Origin of the sequence: Thiorhodospira sibirica ATCC 700588, from assembly GCF_000227725.2 — a bacterium.
GTDB classification, from domain to species: domain Bacteria; phylum Pseudomonadota; class Gammaproteobacteria; order Ectothiorhodospirales; family Ectothiorhodospiraceae; genus Thiorhodospira; species Thiorhodospira sibirica.
This window is the reverse complement of record NZ_MU255056.1, coordinates 499,086-517,023: the sequence shown is the minus strand read 5'-3', so window position 1 is coordinate 517,023 and position 17,938 is coordinate 499,086. Positions and strand designations below refer to the sequence as shown.

The 17,938-nt window shown below is 58.2% G+C and carries 10 protein-coding genes; 9 read left to right on the top strand and 1 reads right to left on the bottom strand.

Going from position 1 to position 17,938, the window contains the following annotated elements:
- Nucleotides 1–298: 298 nt before the first annotated feature.
- Nucleotides 299–709 (bottom strand): sulfur globule family protein, encoded by a 411-nt coding sequence (locus THISIDRAFT_RS02490; protein WP_006786651.1) that lies wholly within the window; start codon nucleotides 707–709, stop codon nucleotides 299–301.
- Nucleotides 710–1,214: 505 nt separating this feature from the next.
- Here THISIDRAFT_RS02490 and THISIDRAFT_RS02485 point away from each other — a divergent pair.
- The 9 genes from THISIDRAFT_RS02485 (at nucleotide 1,215) to THISIDRAFT_RS02445 (ending at nucleotide 17,845) form a co-directional block, all read left to right on the top strand.
- On the top strand, nucleotides 1,215–2,639 hold the full coding sequence (locus tag THISIDRAFT_RS02485) for a leucyl aminopeptidase family protein (protein ID WP_139063968.1): 1,425 nt from the start codon (nucleotides 1,215–1,217) through the stop codon (nucleotides 2,637–2,639).
- Entirely contained in the window at nucleotides 2,633–4,270 is a 1,638-nt protein-coding gene (locus THISIDRAFT_RS02480) for a methyl-accepting chemotaxis protein (RefSeq protein ID WP_006786649.1), read from the top strand. Before THISIDRAFT_RS02485 ends, THISIDRAFT_RS02480 begins: the two co-directional genes overlap by 7 nt.
- A gap of 193 nt (nucleotides 4,271–4,463) precedes the next feature.
- Nucleotides 4,464–5,402, top strand: coding sequence for a glycine--tRNA ligase subunit alpha (gene glyQ, locus THISIDRAFT_RS02475; protein WP_006786648.1), 939 nt, complete (start codon nucleotides 4,464–4,466; stop codon nucleotides 5,400–5,402).
- Complete coding sequence (gene glyS, locus THISIDRAFT_RS02470) at nucleotides 5,402–7,471, top strand: glycine--tRNA ligase subunit beta (RefSeq protein ID WP_006786647.1); 2,070 nt, start codon at nucleotides 5,402–5,404, stop codon at nucleotides 7,469–7,471. The genes glyQ and glyS overlap by 1 nt, the downstream gene beginning before the upstream one ends.
- 152 nt (nucleotides 7,472–7,623) lie before the next feature.
- Nucleotides 7,624–7,980, top strand: coding sequence for a P-II family nitrogen regulator (locus THISIDRAFT_RS02465; RefSeq protein WP_006786646.1), 357 nt, complete (start codon nucleotides 7,624–7,626; stop codon nucleotides 7,978–7,980).
- A gap of 253 nt (nucleotides 7,981–8,233) precedes the next feature.
- Entirely contained in the window at nucleotides 8,234–9,895 is a 1,662-nt protein-coding gene (locus THISIDRAFT_RS02460) for a ShlB/FhaC/HecB family hemolysin secretion/activation protein (RefSeq protein ID WP_006786645.1), read from the top strand.
- A 219-nt stretch (nucleotides 9,896–10,114) separates the two neighbouring features.
- The gene (locus THISIDRAFT_RS02455; protein ID WP_221913942.1) at nucleotides 10,115–15,787 is read left to right on the top strand and encodes a two-partner secretion domain-containing protein; all 5,673 of its coding nucleotides are present in this window, start codon (nucleotides 10,115–10,117) and stop codon (nucleotides 15,785–15,787) included.
- 11 nt (nucleotides 15,788–15,798) lie between these two features.
- Complete coding sequence (locus tag THISIDRAFT_RS02450) at nucleotides 15,799–16,659, top strand: FecR family protein (protein WP_006786643.1); 861 nt, start codon at nucleotides 15,799–15,801, stop codon at nucleotides 16,657–16,659.
- Between the two features lie 145 nt (nucleotides 16,660–16,804).
- Nucleotides 16,805–17,845: an efflux RND transporter periplasmic adaptor subunit gene (locus THISIDRAFT_RS02445; RefSeq protein WP_040851653.1), complete on the top strand. Its 1,041-nt coding sequence runs from the start codon at nucleotides 16,805–16,807 to the stop codon at nucleotides 17,843–17,845.
- Nucleotides 17,846–17,938: the final 93 nt, after the last annotated feature.

Genomic DNA, 17,938 nt, shown 5'->3' with positions numbered 1-17,938 from the left:
AGCTCAGAAGGTATAAGTATCCTGCAGCCTTGGCCTACTGTATATGAACTGGATCAAGCTTTAAACAGAAGACGGAGAAACGATGGCCAGCTCAGTCCTTTGTAATACTGCCGGATATCGCTGAAGTTATGGAAGGTATTACGGTTGAAGCGCCTGCTTCGGGGTGTCCGTTACATCGAAGAAAAGGGCCTCGGGCAAGGTCTCACGCCTTTGTTTTGAGGCCATGCGGCGTGCAGTGTGCGCCAAAAAAAACGGCCCCTGGAGGGGGCCGCTTTTTACACACACCTTAGTGCATGTGTTACTGATTGCCTTGTGGCTGCGGGGCGGGCTGCTGTGGGGCACCGTAAGGAGCAAAGCCTGGAGCGCCATAAGGTGCACCGTAAGGAGCAAAGCCATGAGGGGCGCCGTAGCCATAAGGAGCGCCATAACCGCCATAACGGTAGGGGTCATGGTAGCCGTAGCCATACCCACGACCAGTACCCGTGCCACGACCGCGTACGCTGAAGTCCATATCGCCCCACATGTCGCCGAACATATCGCCCATGCCGCGACCGTATCCTGGGCCATAGCCACCGTAGCCAGGACCGTAGCCATAGCCTGGGCCACCCCAGTAGCCAGGACCGCCGCCCCACCAGGCGCTGGCCTGCATAGGAATGGCAAGAACGCCTAAAACGGCGGCTGCAGCAAGTGCTTTGGTGATTTTTTTCATCATGCTATCTCCGAAAACGGGTTGATTGTTGTGCTTCCCCCAACTCAGGATACTGGCCTTGCAGGATGTGAGGGATGATCATCCATAGCCTATGGTGTTGCTACTCTATAGCGATTTCCACTCAGATGGCAAGTCTTGCGCTGAGCAAAATACGCATGAATGTGCGTATACGCTTTTTGGCAGCACCCGTATAACTTAATTTCATATTGCAGGGAAAATTAAGTATATAAGAGAAAGCTTATACTATTTTTCAATAAATGCAAGCTGTCTGGGGATTTTTTTTGCTTTTTTGCAAAATGGGAAAGCTTCTTTATTTTATTATTATTAGGATTCATGCGCTTATCTTTATTTTTTCGCAGACGCTGACGGCGTTTTGAGGGGGAGGTGCTGGCCTTGGAGGCAGGCGGACTTTTAAAGGTGCGCTATGGCGCGGCAATATCTCGGCAAAGGCGCTAAAATATGCGCTGAATCCCCTGCCAATTTTGCACAGCATAAGGCCTTAGTAATGCAAGCACTGCACTTAACCTGTTTTTATCACGGCACGCTGGATCGTGCGATACCACTGACCCCGCTGTCTCCCGAAATTTTGGATGCCTGGCTTGAGGCGCAAGCGCTGGCAACACGACAGTGGCTGGATGTTCAGCGTTTCAAGGCGAAACCGCAAAGCCTTTGTTTGCTGCCGGATGTGGCGGGACGACTGGAGCGTGTGCTGGTCGGCCTGGATCAGGCTGAGCCGATGTGGTTCATTGCGGCACTGCCGGAAAAATTACCCGCAGGGGTCTATTACCTGGACGCAGATTGGCCTCAGACGCAGCGTGTGAATTTGGCCATTGGTTGGGGCTTGGGGAGCTATCGCTTCAATCGCTATAAAAAAACCGAGCCGCTGCTGAGTCAGTTGGCCTTACCCGAAGGGCCGGATACCTTCACGGCGGCTGAGATTGCGCAGATTGAAAATACCGTCAGCGCGCACTATTGGGTGCGTGATTTGATCAATCTGCCCGCCGCCGATATGACTCCGGCGCATCTGGGCGAGGCGTTTGAGCGACTGGCCAGTGAATTTGGCGCACAGTGTACCCAGACGATCGGCGAACGCCTCCCGGATGCCGGTTATCCGCTGGTGCATGCAGTGGGACGTGCCAGCCAGCACGCGCCACGGGTGCTGGATTTGCGCTGGGGTGATCCGGCGGGGTTTAAACTGACCTTGATTGGTAAAGGCGTGTGCTTTGATAGCGGTGGACTGGATTTAAAGCCTTCCAAGGGAATGCGCTGGATGAAAAAAGACATGGGTGGGGCGGCGCATGTCTTGGGGCTGGCGCGCATGATTATGGCGGCGAATTTGCCAGTGTGTTTGCGGGTGTTGGTAGCGGCGGCAGAAAATATGGTGTCTGCCAATGCCTTTAAACCGGGAGATGTGTTGCTGTCGCGTCAGGGACTGAGTATTGAGATTGATAATACCGATGCGGAAGGGCGCTTGTTGTTGTCTGATCTGCTCAGTGCGGCTGCCGAGGAGGCGCCCGATCTGATGATCGACTTTGCCACGCTTACCGGGGCGGCGCGTGTGGCGGTGGGCACTGAAATTGCCGCGTTTTTCAGTAATGATGACACGCTGGCCGATGCGCTCATGCATCATGCCACCTTGCCCTGTGACCCGCTGTGGCGTTTGCCGCTTCATGCACCGTATAAAGCGATGCTCGACAGTGATATTGCTGATCTGGCCAATAGCAGCGAGAGCGGGTATGCCGGGGCGATTACGGCGGCCTTATTTTTGCAAGCCTTTGTCCAGCACAGGCCGTGGGTGCATTTTGACATCATGGCCTGGAATACACGCCAACGTCCGGGAAGGCCCAAAGGCGGCGAGGCTATGGGCCTGCGAACCGTCTTTGCATGGCTTACCACCACTCTTGCTCAGCGGAGATCCCTCACATGCTAAAGCACCTGCGCACGCTATCCATTGCCGCTCGTTTGTGGCTTATTCTGGGCGTGACCGTTATCACCCTTTTTTTATTAAGCGGCGTCACCCTGTATCAAAATTACCATGCCTTGCAGGCCAGCAAAGCAGAAAAGGTTCACCATATCGTCGAGACGGTCTCTGGTGTTTTAAGGCACTATCATACCCTGGAACAAAACCAGACCTTAAGCCGGGAACAGGCCCAGCAACAGGCCATGAGGGTCATTCGTACGCTGCGCTATGCCGAAGGTGAGTATTTCTGGATCAATGACTTGCAAGCGGTGGTATTGATGCACCCGCTAAATCCTGCGCTGGAAAACAAGGAGCAATCAGGTCTTAAAGACCCGGATGGAACAGCGCTCATTTTAGAAGCGGCACGTTTAGCCCGCGCTCAAGGAGCTGGCTGGCTGGAATATCGTTGGCCCAAACCCAATAGTACGCAACCCGTGCAAAAAATCTCCTATGTTGAACTGTTCAGACCCTGGGGCTGGGTGTTGGGCTCGGGCATTTATATTGACGATATTCAACGCGAATTCAGGGCCTATGTCGTCACGGTATTCACCATCACCCTCGCTTTTTCAGCTCTGATCGCCGTGCTGGTTTTCTGGATTACCCAAAGCATCATCCAGCCGTTAAAAAAGACGGTACAGGCCATGCATGATATTGCCCACGGCGATGGTGATTTGACCCACCGCATTGATGAAACCGGCAAAGATGAACTGACAGAGCTGGCTCGGGCATTTAACCGCTTCGTCGATAAAATTCACGGACTGGTCAAACAAACGATGGATGTGACTTCCTGGCTGTCAGCGGCTGCCGAGGAACTGAGCAGCAGCAGTACCCAGACGCGGGAACTGGTCACCCGCCAGCATCATGAATCCGATCAGGTCGCCGCCGCCATCAATCAAATGACCGCCACTGTGGCCGAGGTGGCCCGCAATGCCGCCGAGGCGGCTAAAGCGGCACAGGATACCGACCGGCAGGCGGATATCGGCAGTGATCGGGTAAAGCAAACGATTCAGGCCATTGATTCAGTGGCTCGCGAGGTCGAAAATATCGCCCAGGTCATTCGACGCCTGTCGGTGGACAGCGAGGCCATCAGCAAAGTGCTGGAAGTGATTCAGGGCATTGCCGAACAGACCAATTTATTGGCTCTGAATGCGGCCATCGAAGCCGCCCGCGCCGGGGAGCAGGGGCGTGGGTTTGCGGTGGTCGCCGATGAAGTACGCACCCTGGCCAGCCGTACCCAGTCCTCGACCAAAGAAATCAACGCGATGATTGAACGCCTGCAAAAAGGCTCAGCCGATGCGGTGCGCGCGATTGAGCAAGGTCAGGAACGCGTGCAAGACAGCGTGGCGCAAGCCGGACAGGCGGGCGAACGACTGGATGCCATCACGGCGTCAATGACCGCGATCACCGATATGAATACTCAAATCGCCAGCGCCGCTGAAGAACAATCCGCCGTCACCGAAGAGATCAACCGCAACGTCGCCAACATCACCCATGCGGTGGATGAAACGGCTAACAGCATGCGTCAGATCATTTCTGCCAGCGAAGAGCTCTCCAGCCTGGCCACAGACCTGCAGACCAAGATCAAGCAATTCCGTGTATAGCCTGTCGCCGAATTCAATGACGGTTCCGCCTGGAACGGGGGATGATCACGCTTTGAAGTGGGATGCAGGGGAAGGTCGTCAGCACCGACGGCGGCCGCCCCGGCATGAGCCGTATACAGATCATGATAACGCGGTTTGGTGGGGATGGCGTGGGGCAGTATAATCCCGGCTTTAGGTATCCAAGAGCCAAGCCATGTCTTCATATGATGTCACTACCTTTCAGGGATTGATTCTCGCCCTGCAGGATTTTTGGGCCCGCCAGGGCTGTGCGGTGTTACAGCCCTATGATATGGAGGTCGGTGCGGGGACTTTTCACCCGGCGACCTTTTTGCGCGCCATTGGTCCAGAGCCCTGGCTGACGGCCTATGTGCAGCCTTCGCGGCGTCCTACGGATGGACGTTATGGGGAAAATCCCAACCGTTTGCAGCATTATTATCAATTTCAGGTGCTTTTAAAGCCTTCGCCGCTGGATATTCAGGCGCGTTATCTGGATTCGCTGCGTGCGCTGGGCTTTGACCCGCTGGTGCACGATATCCGCTTTGTTGAGGATAACTGGGAATCGCCCACGCTGGGGGCCTGGGGGCTGGGCTGGGAGGTGTGGTTAAACGGCATGGAAGTGACCCAGTTTACCTATTTTCAGCAGGTCGGCGGGCTGGACTGTCGCCCGGTCAGTGGTGAGATTACCTATGGGCTGGAGCGCATTGCGATGTATCTGCAGGGTGTCGCCAGTGTCTATGATCTGGTCTGGACGCAGGGGCCGCACGGCACGGTGCGCTATGGCGATATCTACCACCAAAACGAGGTCGAGCAATCGGCTTATAATTTTGAACAGGCCGACACGGCCTCATTATTTGCCTGGTTTGATACCTGTGAGGCGCAAAGCAAGCGCCTGGTGGAGCTGGGTCTGCCATTGCCGGCCTATGAACAGGTGCTCAAGGCCTCGCATACCTTCAACCTGCTCGATGCCCGTCATGCGATTTCCGTGACCGAGCGCCAGCGTTATATCCTGCGGGTGCGTGAACTCGCCCGTGCGGTGGCGCAGGCCTACTATGCAGCCCGCGAGGCGCTGGGCTTTCCGCTGTGTGCCGCCGCACATGCTTCTGCCACCGCCCAACACCGTGAGACTGTGTAATGGATCTGCGTGACGATCTGCTGATTGAAATTGGTACTGAGGAACTGCCGCCCAAGGCGCTCAAATCCCTGGCTGCGGCCTTTGCCCAGGAGCTTGGCGAGGGGCTTAACGCGGCCGGTATTGGCGCCCAGAGCATAAAGTACTACGCCACGCCGCGTCGTTTGGCAGTGTATTGCCAGCAACTGCCGCTGACCCAAGCCAGCCGGATGATCGAACGCCGTGGCCCGGCGCTGGCAGCGGCATTTGACGCCAATGGCGCCCCGACCAAGGCCGCCATCGGCTTTGCGCAATCCTGTGGGGTTGAGGTCGCGCAGCTGCAACGCCTGGAAACCGACAAAGGCGCCTGGCTGTGTTATCGCAGCGAGGAGGCCGGTCAGGCGGCAGCGGCGCTGATTCCTGAACGGGTCGAGGCAGCGCTCAAGGCCCTGCCCGTGCCCAAACGGATGCGCTGGGGCAGTGGCGAAACCGAATTTGTGCGACCGGTGCATTGGGTGGTGGCACTGCTCGGTGAGCAGGTGCTGGACTGCGAAATTCTCGGCCTGCACGCCGGGCGCATTACCTACGGCCATCGCTTTCATCATCCCCAGCCGATCACCCTGCAAACCCCCGGCGAGTATGTCCGTGTGCTGGCGGAACGCGGCTATGTGCAGGCCGATTTTGAGGCACGCTGTGCCCTGATCAAGGAGCAGGTGAGCGCTGCTGCCCAGGCACTCAGCGGCTACGCGCTGCAAGATCAGGCGCTGCTGGAGGAGGTGGCGGCACTGGTTGAGTGGCCGGTGGTAGTGACCGGGCATTTTGAGCCGCATTTTCTGGAAGTGCCCCAAGAGGCATTGATTTCCACCATGCAGGGCAATCAGAAATATTTCCCGGTGGTCGATGAGCACGGTGCCTTGATGGCGCATTTCATCACCGTCAGCAACATCGCCTCACACGATCCAAAGCAGGTGCGTGAGGGCAACGAGCGGGTCATCCGCCCGCGTCTGGCCGATGCCCGCTTTTTCTGGCAGCAAGACCGGCGTCACGCCCTGGCCGAGCGCATTGACAGTCTGCGCAGCGTCACCTTTCAGCAAAAACTCGGCAGCCTGCATGACAAAAGCGAGCGCGTCGCCAAACTGTGCAGCCATCTGGCCGAGACCCTCAAGATCAATCCCAGTGATGCCCTGCGTGCCGCCCGTCTGGCCAAATGTGACCTGCAAACCCAGATGGTGCATGAATTCCCCGAGCTGCAAGGCATCATGGGGCGTTATTATGCCCAACACGACGGCGAACCCAGTCAAGTCAGCCAGGCCCTGGAACAGCACTACTGGCCGCGCCATGCCGGAGATCAATTACCGCAAAGCCCTCTGGCTCAGGCACTGGCTATCAGTGATCGTATCGACACCCTGGTCGGCATCTTTGCCCTTGGCCAGCGCCCCACCGGAACCAAAGACCCCTTCGGTCTGCGCCGTGCCGCGCTGGGCGTGCTGCGCATCCTGATTGAAGGGCGTCTGGCGCTGGATCTGCAGACGCTACTGCAACGCGCCGCTGCCGAGCTTGAGCCTCGCGTGCCCGCCAGCGCAGCGATTCCCGAACTCTTTGCCTACATGATGGAGCGGCTGCGCGCCTATTATCAGGATCGCGGCATCCGCCTGGAGGTATTTGAAGCCGTGCTCGCTTTAGGCCCCACCGTCCCGCTGGATTTTGACCAGCGCGTTCATGCAGTCAGCCAGTTTCTGGAGTTACCGGAGGCGCAAAGCCTTGCTGCCGCCCATAAACGCATCCACAACATCCTCAAAAAAACCGAAGGCAGCCCGCCGCGCACCATTGAGCTGCTGTATCTGCACGAAGCCGCTGAACAGCAGCTTCATCAAGCCCTGGAGCGGGTTGCCGCAGTCGCCTCGCCGCACTTTGCACGCGGCGAATATGTCCAGGGCCTGACCGCGCTGGCTGCCTTGCGCGAACCGGTGGACGCCTTTTTTGAGCAGGTCATGGTTATGGCCGATGATCTCAAAGTCCGCAACAACCGCCTGGCCCTGCTGGCACAGCTTAATGACACCTTCTCCCAGGCGGCTGATTTATCGCGGCTGTAACGGCTATAACCCGGCGCAACGCAGTCTTGCGACGGCTTGCCGCCGTCGCAAGACAAGCGCAGCAAGTCTCCGGCAAAACGCCGCTTAGCCGCTGAATGGGCAAAGCCTGCAACCTGTTTTTTGCTCCTCACATGCCACAAGGAAACCACCCCATGCAATTCAAACTGATTATGGTGTTTGTTGACGAAGAAAAAACCAGCATCGTGCTTGATGCTGCCAGAGCCGCCGGCGCCACCGGGGCTACCGTCATCAAAGATGCACAAGGTCACGGTCTGCATCGCCAATTCACCTTCTTTGGCCTGGAATTCATGGCCTTTCGCAGCGTGATCTTGATTCTGGTGGAAGATCGCCGCTCCTCGGTGGTTCTGGATGCCATTGTCAGTGCTGGCGGACTGGATGAAAATCTGAACACCGGCATCGCCCTGGAGCTGGACGTAAGCCGCGCCGTCGGCCTGAGCGCACATATTCAAACACTGGAAGCCATACAACCCCCGCCACCCAAGGATTAACACCGCAGGGTTATCAACAAGCATCTCAGCGCTGTAGCTGTGGCCTTGAGCCGCAGGTCGCGGCGCTCCCAAGGTCGATCTTGCGCGACACCCGTGAATGTGCGTGAATGCGTATTTGCACTTTTCCTCATGCAAGGAGGCGTGTTATGTTGACGGGCAGCTCATGGGGATCCGGCGGAAAATATTGCGTTGTCTGTTGCCGGTGATCACGTTCTGATGCGTTTGCTCTGCCCACCACGATGAGGAATTCTGCATGTTCGTGTACCGCTCTTCTCGCGGGCTGTTTGCAGCCCATGTTTGCGGGGTGCTATATGCGTTTGGGGTGCTGATATTGCTGGGCTTGACGCCACCGGCAATGGCGCAGTTTCCAAGCCCTGGTGTTGTTGAAGAATCACTACGTCCCCCTGTTCCCCCCGCACGTCCTCCCGCTGATCCACTCCCCCCTGCCATGACCGCACCGTTGCCAGCCGACATTCCTGCTGGCGGGCCTCGCGTGACCATCCATGCCTTTGAGTTTGTCGGCAATCAGGTTTTCAGCAATGAGGCGCTGCAAGCAGTGATTGCAGATCGCTATGGACAGGCGCTGACCCTGGCGGAGATTTATGCCACGGCCGATGAGATTACCGCTTTTTATCAGCAGCACGGCTACAGTGTGGCCAGTGCCACCATTCCGGCGCAGCGGGTCAGTGATGGGCGGGTGCGGATTGAGATCATTGAGGGCCAGATTGCCGGGATTTTGTTTGAGGGCAATCAGCGCTATCAGGATGACACCCTGCATCGCCATCTGAGCGGGATTGCACTCGGCGAGGTGCTGCGCTTTGATGTCATTGAGCGGGAGATTTTGCTGCTCAACGATCTACCGGGGTTGGTGGCGCGTTCGGTGATCATTCCCGGTGAGGAATACGGCACCTCACACATTCGCCTGCGTATGGAAGAAACGCGCTGGAATCTGCGCCTGAGTGTGGATAATCATGGCCCCGAAAGTGTCGGGCAGTGGCGCGTGGGTACGGCCGCCAATCTTTATAATCTGAGCGGCAGGGGTGATCAGTTGGGTCTGGGCATCACCGTGGCGGAATCCAATTTACTGCGTCAGGGGCGCGTGGAGTGGTCGCGCCCGGTGGGCTATCGCGGCGGGGTTGGCAGTCTGGCTTACAGCCGTGCCGACTATGATGTCGGGGGCGATTTTGCCGCGCTGAATATGGATGGGGTGAGTGAACATGCGCGCCTGCAATACAGCTATCCGCTACAGCGTCGCCGGGTGCAAAATCTGTCTTTGAGTGCGGCGCTGGTACACAGCAAAGGCCGCTCTGATCTGGACGGGGTGCCTTTGACCGATGCCAGCATCCAATACCTCGACACCCGCTTACAGTTTGATCGACGGCTGGCGCAGGCCTTTTATTCACTGAGTGCCAGTTTTGCCAGCAATCTGCGCTGTCATGATGATGGCCCAAATGAGGATGCGATGCAGGGTCGCCTGGCGCTCAGCGGTAGCTTCGATTACCTGCTAAACCCGGACTGGGGCGTGCATCTGCGCAGTAGCGCCCAGCTTTCGCTGGATCCCTTGCCCGATAGCCAGCAATTTAGCCTCGGCGGGCCGCACAGCGTGCGTGGCTTTGTGCCCTCGCGCCAGCGCGGTGATCAAGGACTACAGGCAAGCGCTGAACTGCGCCGCTATGTGCGCCTGGAGCAGGCTGACCTCAGTCTGCGTGGCTTTGTCGATAGCGGCTGGGTGGAGCGGATACGGCCACCTGAGGGTCTCTCGCGCAGTGATTCGCTGACGGCAGCGGGGCTGGGTAGCGCGGTGTTACTGCAACAACGCCACCAGTTGAGTCTGCACTGGGCCTATGCCTTGAGCGGTGAGCAGGCCCACGATGACCGCAGCCTGTATTGGGTTCATCTGGCAACGACCTTTTAAGGTGTTTAGCGACAGCAGGTGCGCATCATGAAATCAAGACGATCTGATGGTTTTCCTTCTCCCCGCACAGGCGTTATCCGCACACGCCCCCCGCATCCATGCACGCCACTGGCTTTGGCGATACAGCAGGCCATCAAGGCTGGTACCCAACGACGACCCAGGGCCACGCCATATTTGAGGCCAAGCGCGCTGGCCTCCAGCAGTCTTTTATGTGTCACCTTGTTGCTTCCCGTGCCCGGATGGGGCGGCCCCGGTGGCGAACAGCTGCGCGCCGGTGAGGCGACGATCTCGCGCCCGGATGCGCATACCACACTGATTGAACAGCATAGCCAGCGCGCCATTATTGAATGGCAACGCTTTGATGTGAATGTCGATGCGCTGGTGCGCTTTGTACAGCCCGGCGCTGACGCTGCAACCTTAAATCGCATTCTGGGGCAAAATCCCAGCCAGATTCTGGGGCAGATACAGGCCAACGGGCAGGTGTTTTTGATCAATCCGCAAGGCATTGTCTTCGGCCCGCAAAGCCGGGTGGATGTGCAGGGTCTGGTGGCGTCTACGCTGGATATTCACAATGAGGATTTCATGGCCGGGCGCTTTGTATTTGAGCGCCCGGTGGATGCACCGACGCACGGGGTCGGGGTGATCAATCGCGGCCTGATCAATGCCAATGCGGGCTATGTGATTCTCGCCGGTGATTACACCCGCAATGAGGGCATTGTGCAGGCTCGTCTCGGTGATATTGCGCTGGTCAGCGGGGAACGCATCACGCTGGACATCGACGGTGATCAACTGATCAATCTTTCGGTGGATCGGGCGACCTTGAGCGCCCTGGCGGGGGTGGAAAATATCGGTGAACTGCTCGCCGATGGCGGGCGCATCATCATGACGGCGCGGGTCGCCAATGGCCTGAAAGCGACGGTGGTGAACAATCAAGGACTGGTGCGGGCGCAAACCATTGAAGAGCATGAGGGCGAGATTTTTATCCTCGGCGGGATGCACGAGGGGCGCATCGTTGAGGATAATCGCATTGAGATTGGCGGTGTGCTGGATGCCTCGGCCCCGCAGGGGGGCGATGGTGGCTTTATCGAAACCTCGGCGGCACAGGTCAGTATTGCCCCGGATGCGGTGATTACCACCGCCGCGCCGCAGGGCAAAACCGGCACCTGGCTGATTGATCCGCAGGATTTCACCATAGCCCCCAGCGGCGGCGATATTACCGGCGCGGCACTGTCAGCGGCCTTGGCGAGCACCGATGTGACCATTCAGACCCTCGCTGTCGGCGTGGCGTGTACGGGGGTGGCGTGCAATGTAGCGGATGATGCCACGGGCAATGGCGATATCCTCGTCGATGATGCGGTGTCCTGGAGTGCCCATACGCTGACCCTGAGCGCCTGGAATGATATTCATATCAATGCTCCCATGTCGGCCCTTGAGGGCGCGGGGCTGGCGCTGGAGTATGGGCAAAAAGCCGTGGCCGCGAATAATCCCGCCGAATATTACGTGCATCAGCCGGTGTCTTTGTCGGCCACCAGCACCTTTTCCACCAAGTTAGGCTCAGATGGTGCCGAACGCCAATACACGGTGATCACCGAACTCGGACAGGCCGGGGATCACACTGCTCCGCCTCAACGCCCCACCTTGCAGGCCATTGCCCATCCTTCGCTGCGCAATGAGGACTATGTGCTGGGTCAAGACATTGATGCCTCCAATACCCGCACCTGGAATGAGGGCGCGGGATTTATGCCCATTGGTTCCGGTAGTACGGGTGTCAGTCACTACTTTGGCGGCGTGTTTGCGGGCTTGGGGCATCGCATTAGCAATCTGCACATCCAGCGGCCACAAACCCTGGATGTGGGGCTGTTTGGCTACACCGGAACAGATACCGTGGTGCGCAACCTGACGCTGCAGGGGGCCACTATCGCCGGGGATTTGCATGTAGGCGCGCTGGTCGGCAGAAATTATGGTGCGCTGGTCTCTAGCTCGGTGGTACAAAGTCAGGTCACAGGCCGGCAAAATGTCGGGATGCTGGCAGGTTATCAGCAGGGAAGTGTACACGCCGGGGTGGTGAACAGCGGCCTTGTGCGCGGTGAAGATCGGGTCGGCGGTCTGGTCGGTTATAACGTGGCAGGGAGTACGACATCGGGGCGCATTGATGCCAGTGAGGCTAAGGATGTCCTTATCGAGATTGATACGCAAGGCAGTCGCCGCATCGGCGGTCTGGTGGGACACAATCAGGGGGCGATTGAGGCCAGCCAGGCAGAGGTCATGCTGGAAATCCAGGCATCCTCGGTTAGCAGCGTCGGCGGGCTGGTCGGCAATAATGCCGGTCAGATCTTGCAAAGCCACACGCAGGGCTGGATGCAGGCCAATCCGGAGTTTACCGGGATCAGCGAGGTGGGCGGGCTGGTGGGCTCCAATCAGGGAAGCATTACTGACAGCCATAGCGCGGTGAATGTCCATTTTGAAATGTCTGGATCACGCATCGGCGGATTGGTCGGGCAAAATCTGCGCAGTGGCCAAATTCTTAACAGTGATGCGACGGGCTATGCCAAGGGCATCGGCTATGTCGGCGGTCTGGTGGGCAGTAACTGGGGGCGTATCGAGCATAGCCATGCCACCGGCTACATACGCGGCCATGATAACAGCGAAAAGCTGGGCGGTTTGGCGGGAGAAAATGACAATGCCATCATTATCGCAAGCTATGCCACGGGGGAGGTGCAAGGCGGCCATGATAGCCGGATGCTCGGCGGGTTGGTCGGCGAAAACCGCTATGCAGAGATCACGCAAAGCTATGCCACCGGGAATGTCAGTGCAGGAGATCGCAGTGAGAGGCTCGGTGGTCTGGTGGGGGAAAATGTCAGCGGTTCCACCACGGTGACGGAAGGCGATGGACTCATTCAGCAAAGCTATGCTCAAGGCCACATTACCGCCGGTCAGGATAGCCAGCAGCTGGGCGGTTTGGTGGGTGCGAATGCAGGCACTATTGAAAACAGCTATGCCGCAGGCCATGTCGGTCAGGCCGGTGCGACGCAAGTGGGCGGGCTGGTGGGCTATAACGCGCAACGCACCCGCATTGCACACAGCTATGCCTCCGGCGCGGTGACAGGAAGCGACCAGATCGGCGGCTTGATTGGCGAGGATAGGGGCGCTAACGAGGTAATCTCTGCCTACTGGAACACGACCACTTCCGGGCTGAGCCAGTGCGCTGGCAGCGGCGGCGTCATTGACGGCTGCACCGGCCTGGACAGTGATGCCATGATGCGGCGTGTCAGTTTCACTGGCTGGGATTTCAGTGCTCTATGGGGCATTGATGAAGGGGCCTCTTATCCCTATCTGACGTGGGCCGCGTCTGCGCCAGCGGATTATGTCGTTTCAGGCTTTGTGCTGGATGCCGCTGGGGCTTATGTGAATAGCGGCTGGGTGGTGCGCACCTACATTGACGGTGTATTGATTAGCGAATCGGTGACCGATGCCAATGGGCTCTTCCAGACGCCCTTGCAGGGCAGTCAAATCCCGCAGCAACCGGGCGCCTTGCTCAGTTATATCGCCGGACGCCCAGACGCCCCCGGTGCTTATGTGCGCTGGTATTACAATGCCAGCCATCTGGACGATCAGCGCCTGCAGCTCGGTCTGCTCAGACTGGATTCCGCCGGTGCCGAGGTGCAAGGCGAGGATTTATTGCGTCGGGCGCGGGGAGCGCTGGACGCTGTGGAGATTCCCTACACGCTGAGCAGTGATCGCCTGAGTGTCGCCGCCGGTGTGGCGTTTGAGAACCATGCCGGGCCGTATTCCCTGTGGGCGCATACCATTGAGGCGGCGGAGGTGATCAATCACGGCGAGCTGATTGGACGCGGTACGATTGCGGGCAATCTGCGCAATAACGGTGATGTGGCGGTGCTGGTCGATTCAGACACCCTGGATACGCTGGAGATTACCGGCAACTTCGTCAATACTGCCGAGGCGCGCATCAAGCTGGGCATCAAGGGAACGCAAGACGGCGAGTTTGGCCGCATTCGCGTGGTCGGTGATATTCACCTCGATGGCCTTCTGGAGGCGCGTTTACTGAATAACTACCAGCCTGCACCCGGCAGCGTTTTTCCCTTTTTGCAGGTTGACGGTACATTAAACGGTCGCTTCAATGCGTTTGAGGTCTGGCCGGAGTTTGCCGGGCTCAACCTCGGCTATGCCTTGAGCGAGGGCGAGGCAGCGCGCTTGATTTATGGCGGGGTGAGCGACACTGCCAACGTCTTTACCAATGCGGCAGGAGGACTGACCTGGGAGACGGCGGGCAACTGGTCACGCGGCTTGCCCGAGGCCGGGCATGAGGTATTGATCAGCGGCGCCCCCGGCTACGCCGTTACCTATGGCCGCGTCAATCCGGCACTGGAAACCACCATCAACGGACTTGATATTGCGGCCAATAATGCGCTGGATGTGCAGGGTGGGACGCTGAATGTCACCGGCTCCACCGCCATTACAGGTGCCCTGTCTGTCTCTGGCGGCACCCTGGATCTGCAGGGTGGTTATCAGATCGCCAGCCTGGCGGTAACATCAGGGCAACTTTCCTTGCATGACACGGGTGCGCTTGATGCCTTGGCAGTAAGCGGTGGCAGGGTGGCGCTATTGGCAGGAGGCGATATTGCCGCGCTAACCCTTGAGGGGGGCCTACTTGAGGGTACGGGGGATTTGATAGTCACTGATGATTTTGCCTGGAGCGGGGGAAATATTGCGCCCACCTTTGATACTCTGAATCTTCACAGCCGCGAAAACCTCGAACTACCGCACACACTGACGGCGCTTCATGCGATCCATCTGGAGACCGCCGGGCGTCTGACCCTGCTCTCGGCGTCGCTCATCGCACCGCGCCTGCATCTTCAGGCCCGCCAGGGGATGGGAAGCCCAACGGCGGCCTTGAACACAGACACCGCCGAACTAAGTGCCACGGTGAATGCCGGTGGTATCTATCTGGTCAATCATGGCCCCGCCAATCCGGCCACCTTAAGATTAGATGAGATCCATGCCGCCTCTGGGGATGTTTATATCACCAACTACGGCCCTTTGTTCACCAGCCCGCTATACGAGCTTTCGGCGCCAGCAGGGGCTGTGACCCTGATCGCCAACAGCCCCTTATCTATCGGCCAGGGCGGGGTGCTGGCGATGAACAATATCTACCTTGAAGCGGCGACCATCGGTGATTTAAATGTCGATGGCAACATCACCTCCACGGCGGGCGATATCGATCTGTATGCCCCAGGCGGCTCCATCAACATCAACGACAATATTACCCTCAGTGCTTTCGGTGAAATCAGATTTGATGGGGAATTGCAGGAAGAACCAACAGACCCAGAAGACCCCGTTGATCCAGAAGAACCAACAGACCCAGAAGAACCAACAGACCCAGAAGAACCGGTAGAGCCTGAACAACCCGTAGAACCTGAACAACCCGTAGAACCCGAACAACCCGTAGAACCTGAACAACCCGTAGAACCCGAACAACCCGTAGAACCTGAACAACCCGTAGAACCTGAACAACCCGTAGAACCTGAACAACCCGTAGAACCTGAACAACCCGTAGAACCTGAACAACCCGTAGAACCTGAACAACCCGTAGAACCTGAACAACCCGTAGAACCTGAACAACCCGTAGAACCTGAACAACCCGTAGAACCCGAACCCACGCCAGGAATGGCCGAGCAACGGGTGGTGGCCGAGGTCGAGCAGTCCATTATGCAGCTGATGGATACACCGCTTGCAGGAGACGATGCAGCGTGGGAGATGCATCCGCAGACGGCCAGCATCAACGGGGCGGCGGATGAGGATGATCTGCGCACGCAGCCGCTGATTGGGGTTAGCGGCGGGGGTATCGTCGGCCAGCAACTAATGTGTCGTTGAGGAGTGACGCCATGCACCATACATATATTAAACGCGGTCTCCTCTGCATGGGCCTTTGGCTGCTGACGATATCGACCGTTCTGGCTGCTGATCCAGCGGCGCATGTCACCGCCTTGAGTGGTTCGGTGACTGCCGCACTGGAGCGAGACCTTGAGGTGCGTGCCTTGTCGCAGGATGATCCGGTTTTTGTCGGGGATACGGTGGCGACCGGGGTCAACAGCCGTGCCCGTCTGCGCTTTACAGACGGGGGCGCGCTGACCTTGCGCCCGGTGAGCCGTCTGCTGATTGAGTCCTATCAATATAGCGGCGATGTCACGCAAGATACACAGGTGCAGCGCCTGATTCGCGGCGGATTGCGGGCGGTCACCGGGGCGGTGGGGGATGCGCAGCAAGAAAGCTATCGTCTGCACACCCCGGTGACCACCATCGGTATCCGTGGCACCGAGTTTCGGCTGCGCTTTTGTCGGCGTGACTGGGGCGATTGCATGGATTTGCAACATATCGGCATTGATCCGCCGCCAGATGGTTTGTATACCCAGACACTGGTAGGAACCCTGAGTGTGGGCGAGGTGATTGTGCCGGCTGGGCAAGCAGCCTTTACCAATCTTGATGGTGTGACCTTTTTGCTGGATGCACCGCCAGCGATTTTAACCCTCGATCCCAGTCTGGGGGATAATCCCTTTGCTGAGGATACGGATGACAGCGCCGAGCGTGGCGTTGAGGTGATGCCCGCTGGCGCGGATCAGCCCATTGATCCGAGTGAGCGCAGTCCGCTACAGCTGGCTTTGGAAACCAGCTTAGGTGCAGATGGCCGCGAAGTGTTTTATATTCCCGCACAACCACCCTCTATGCAGTGGGTCGATTGCCAGTGATGTGAGTTTATCGGGTCTGCGCACGGCTTTGGTCGTTCTTTGCCGGGGAGCGAAGGCATCCAGGCCGTCGCCGTGCGTTGCGCTGTATTTATAAAAATATCCTAATTTTTTAATCTTTTATCGTCAGGGGAACGCTATGCAGAAAATGCGGCAGTGGCTGTGGGCTGTGGTGTGTTTGGGGCTTTTTGGGGGGTATGCGGCTGGGCTGTCAGCGGCGAGCCTTCCCTTTGCCACCGAGACGGCGGTGTATCAAGACAGCGCCCAACAGTTAGTGCTGGATGGGCGCATTGAAGCCGTGCATCGCTCCACCGTCTCCGCGCAAGGCTCGGGGCGGATCATGGAGATTGCCTACGATGTGGATGATTATGTGACAGCGGGCAGCCTGATCGTTCGCTTGACCGACACCGAACAACGGGCGCGCGTCAATCAGGCCAACGCCGCCTTCAATGAGGCCCAGGCCGGTTTGCGCGAGGCCGAGGCGGAATTTAAACGCATCAGCGATATTTTCGCCCGCAATCTCGTGTCCAGAGCGGATATGGATCGGGCCACCAGCGCCCGCGATGCGGCCCGTGCCCGCCTGGATGCCGCCCGCGCCAGCCGTGATGAGGCGAACGAACAGCTTGAATATACCCGGGTGCGGGCGCCCTTTGCCGGGATTGTGCTGGAGCGCTATGTCGAAATTGGCGAGACGGTGAATCCCGGCCAGCCCTTGATGGCAGGCATTTCGCTAGATGCCTTGCGCATCACCGCCGATGTGCCACAACGCCATATCAACGCGGTGCGCGAACATCGCCAGGCGACGGTACACATGGAAGATCGGCTCAGCGTACCGACCCAGACCTTGACCTTTTTCCCCTATGCCGATCCGCAGACCAATACCTTTCGGGTGCGTGCCGATTTGCCCACCGGCATCTCAGGCCTGTTTCCGGGGATGTCGGTGAAAGTGGCCTTTACCGTGGGCCAAAAACAGCGGCTGGTGGTTCCTCGTGCGGCGGTGATGCATCGCAGTGAATTAACCGCCGTGTATGTGGTGGGGGCGGATAATCGCGTACACCTGCGCCAGATTCGCAGCGGCCATGCAGATGAGGTCTTCACCGAGGTATTAGCTGGCCTGCAGGCGGGTGAGCGGGTGGCGCTGGAGCCGATCAGGGCGGGCTTATACCTAAAACAACAGGCCCAGCGCTAGGCATCCTGACGCAAAGTGGCGACATCATCTTCATGTCGCTTAAACCAGGCGAACGCAAGATGCACCTGCCTGTGGCGACACCTTCCAGGTGTC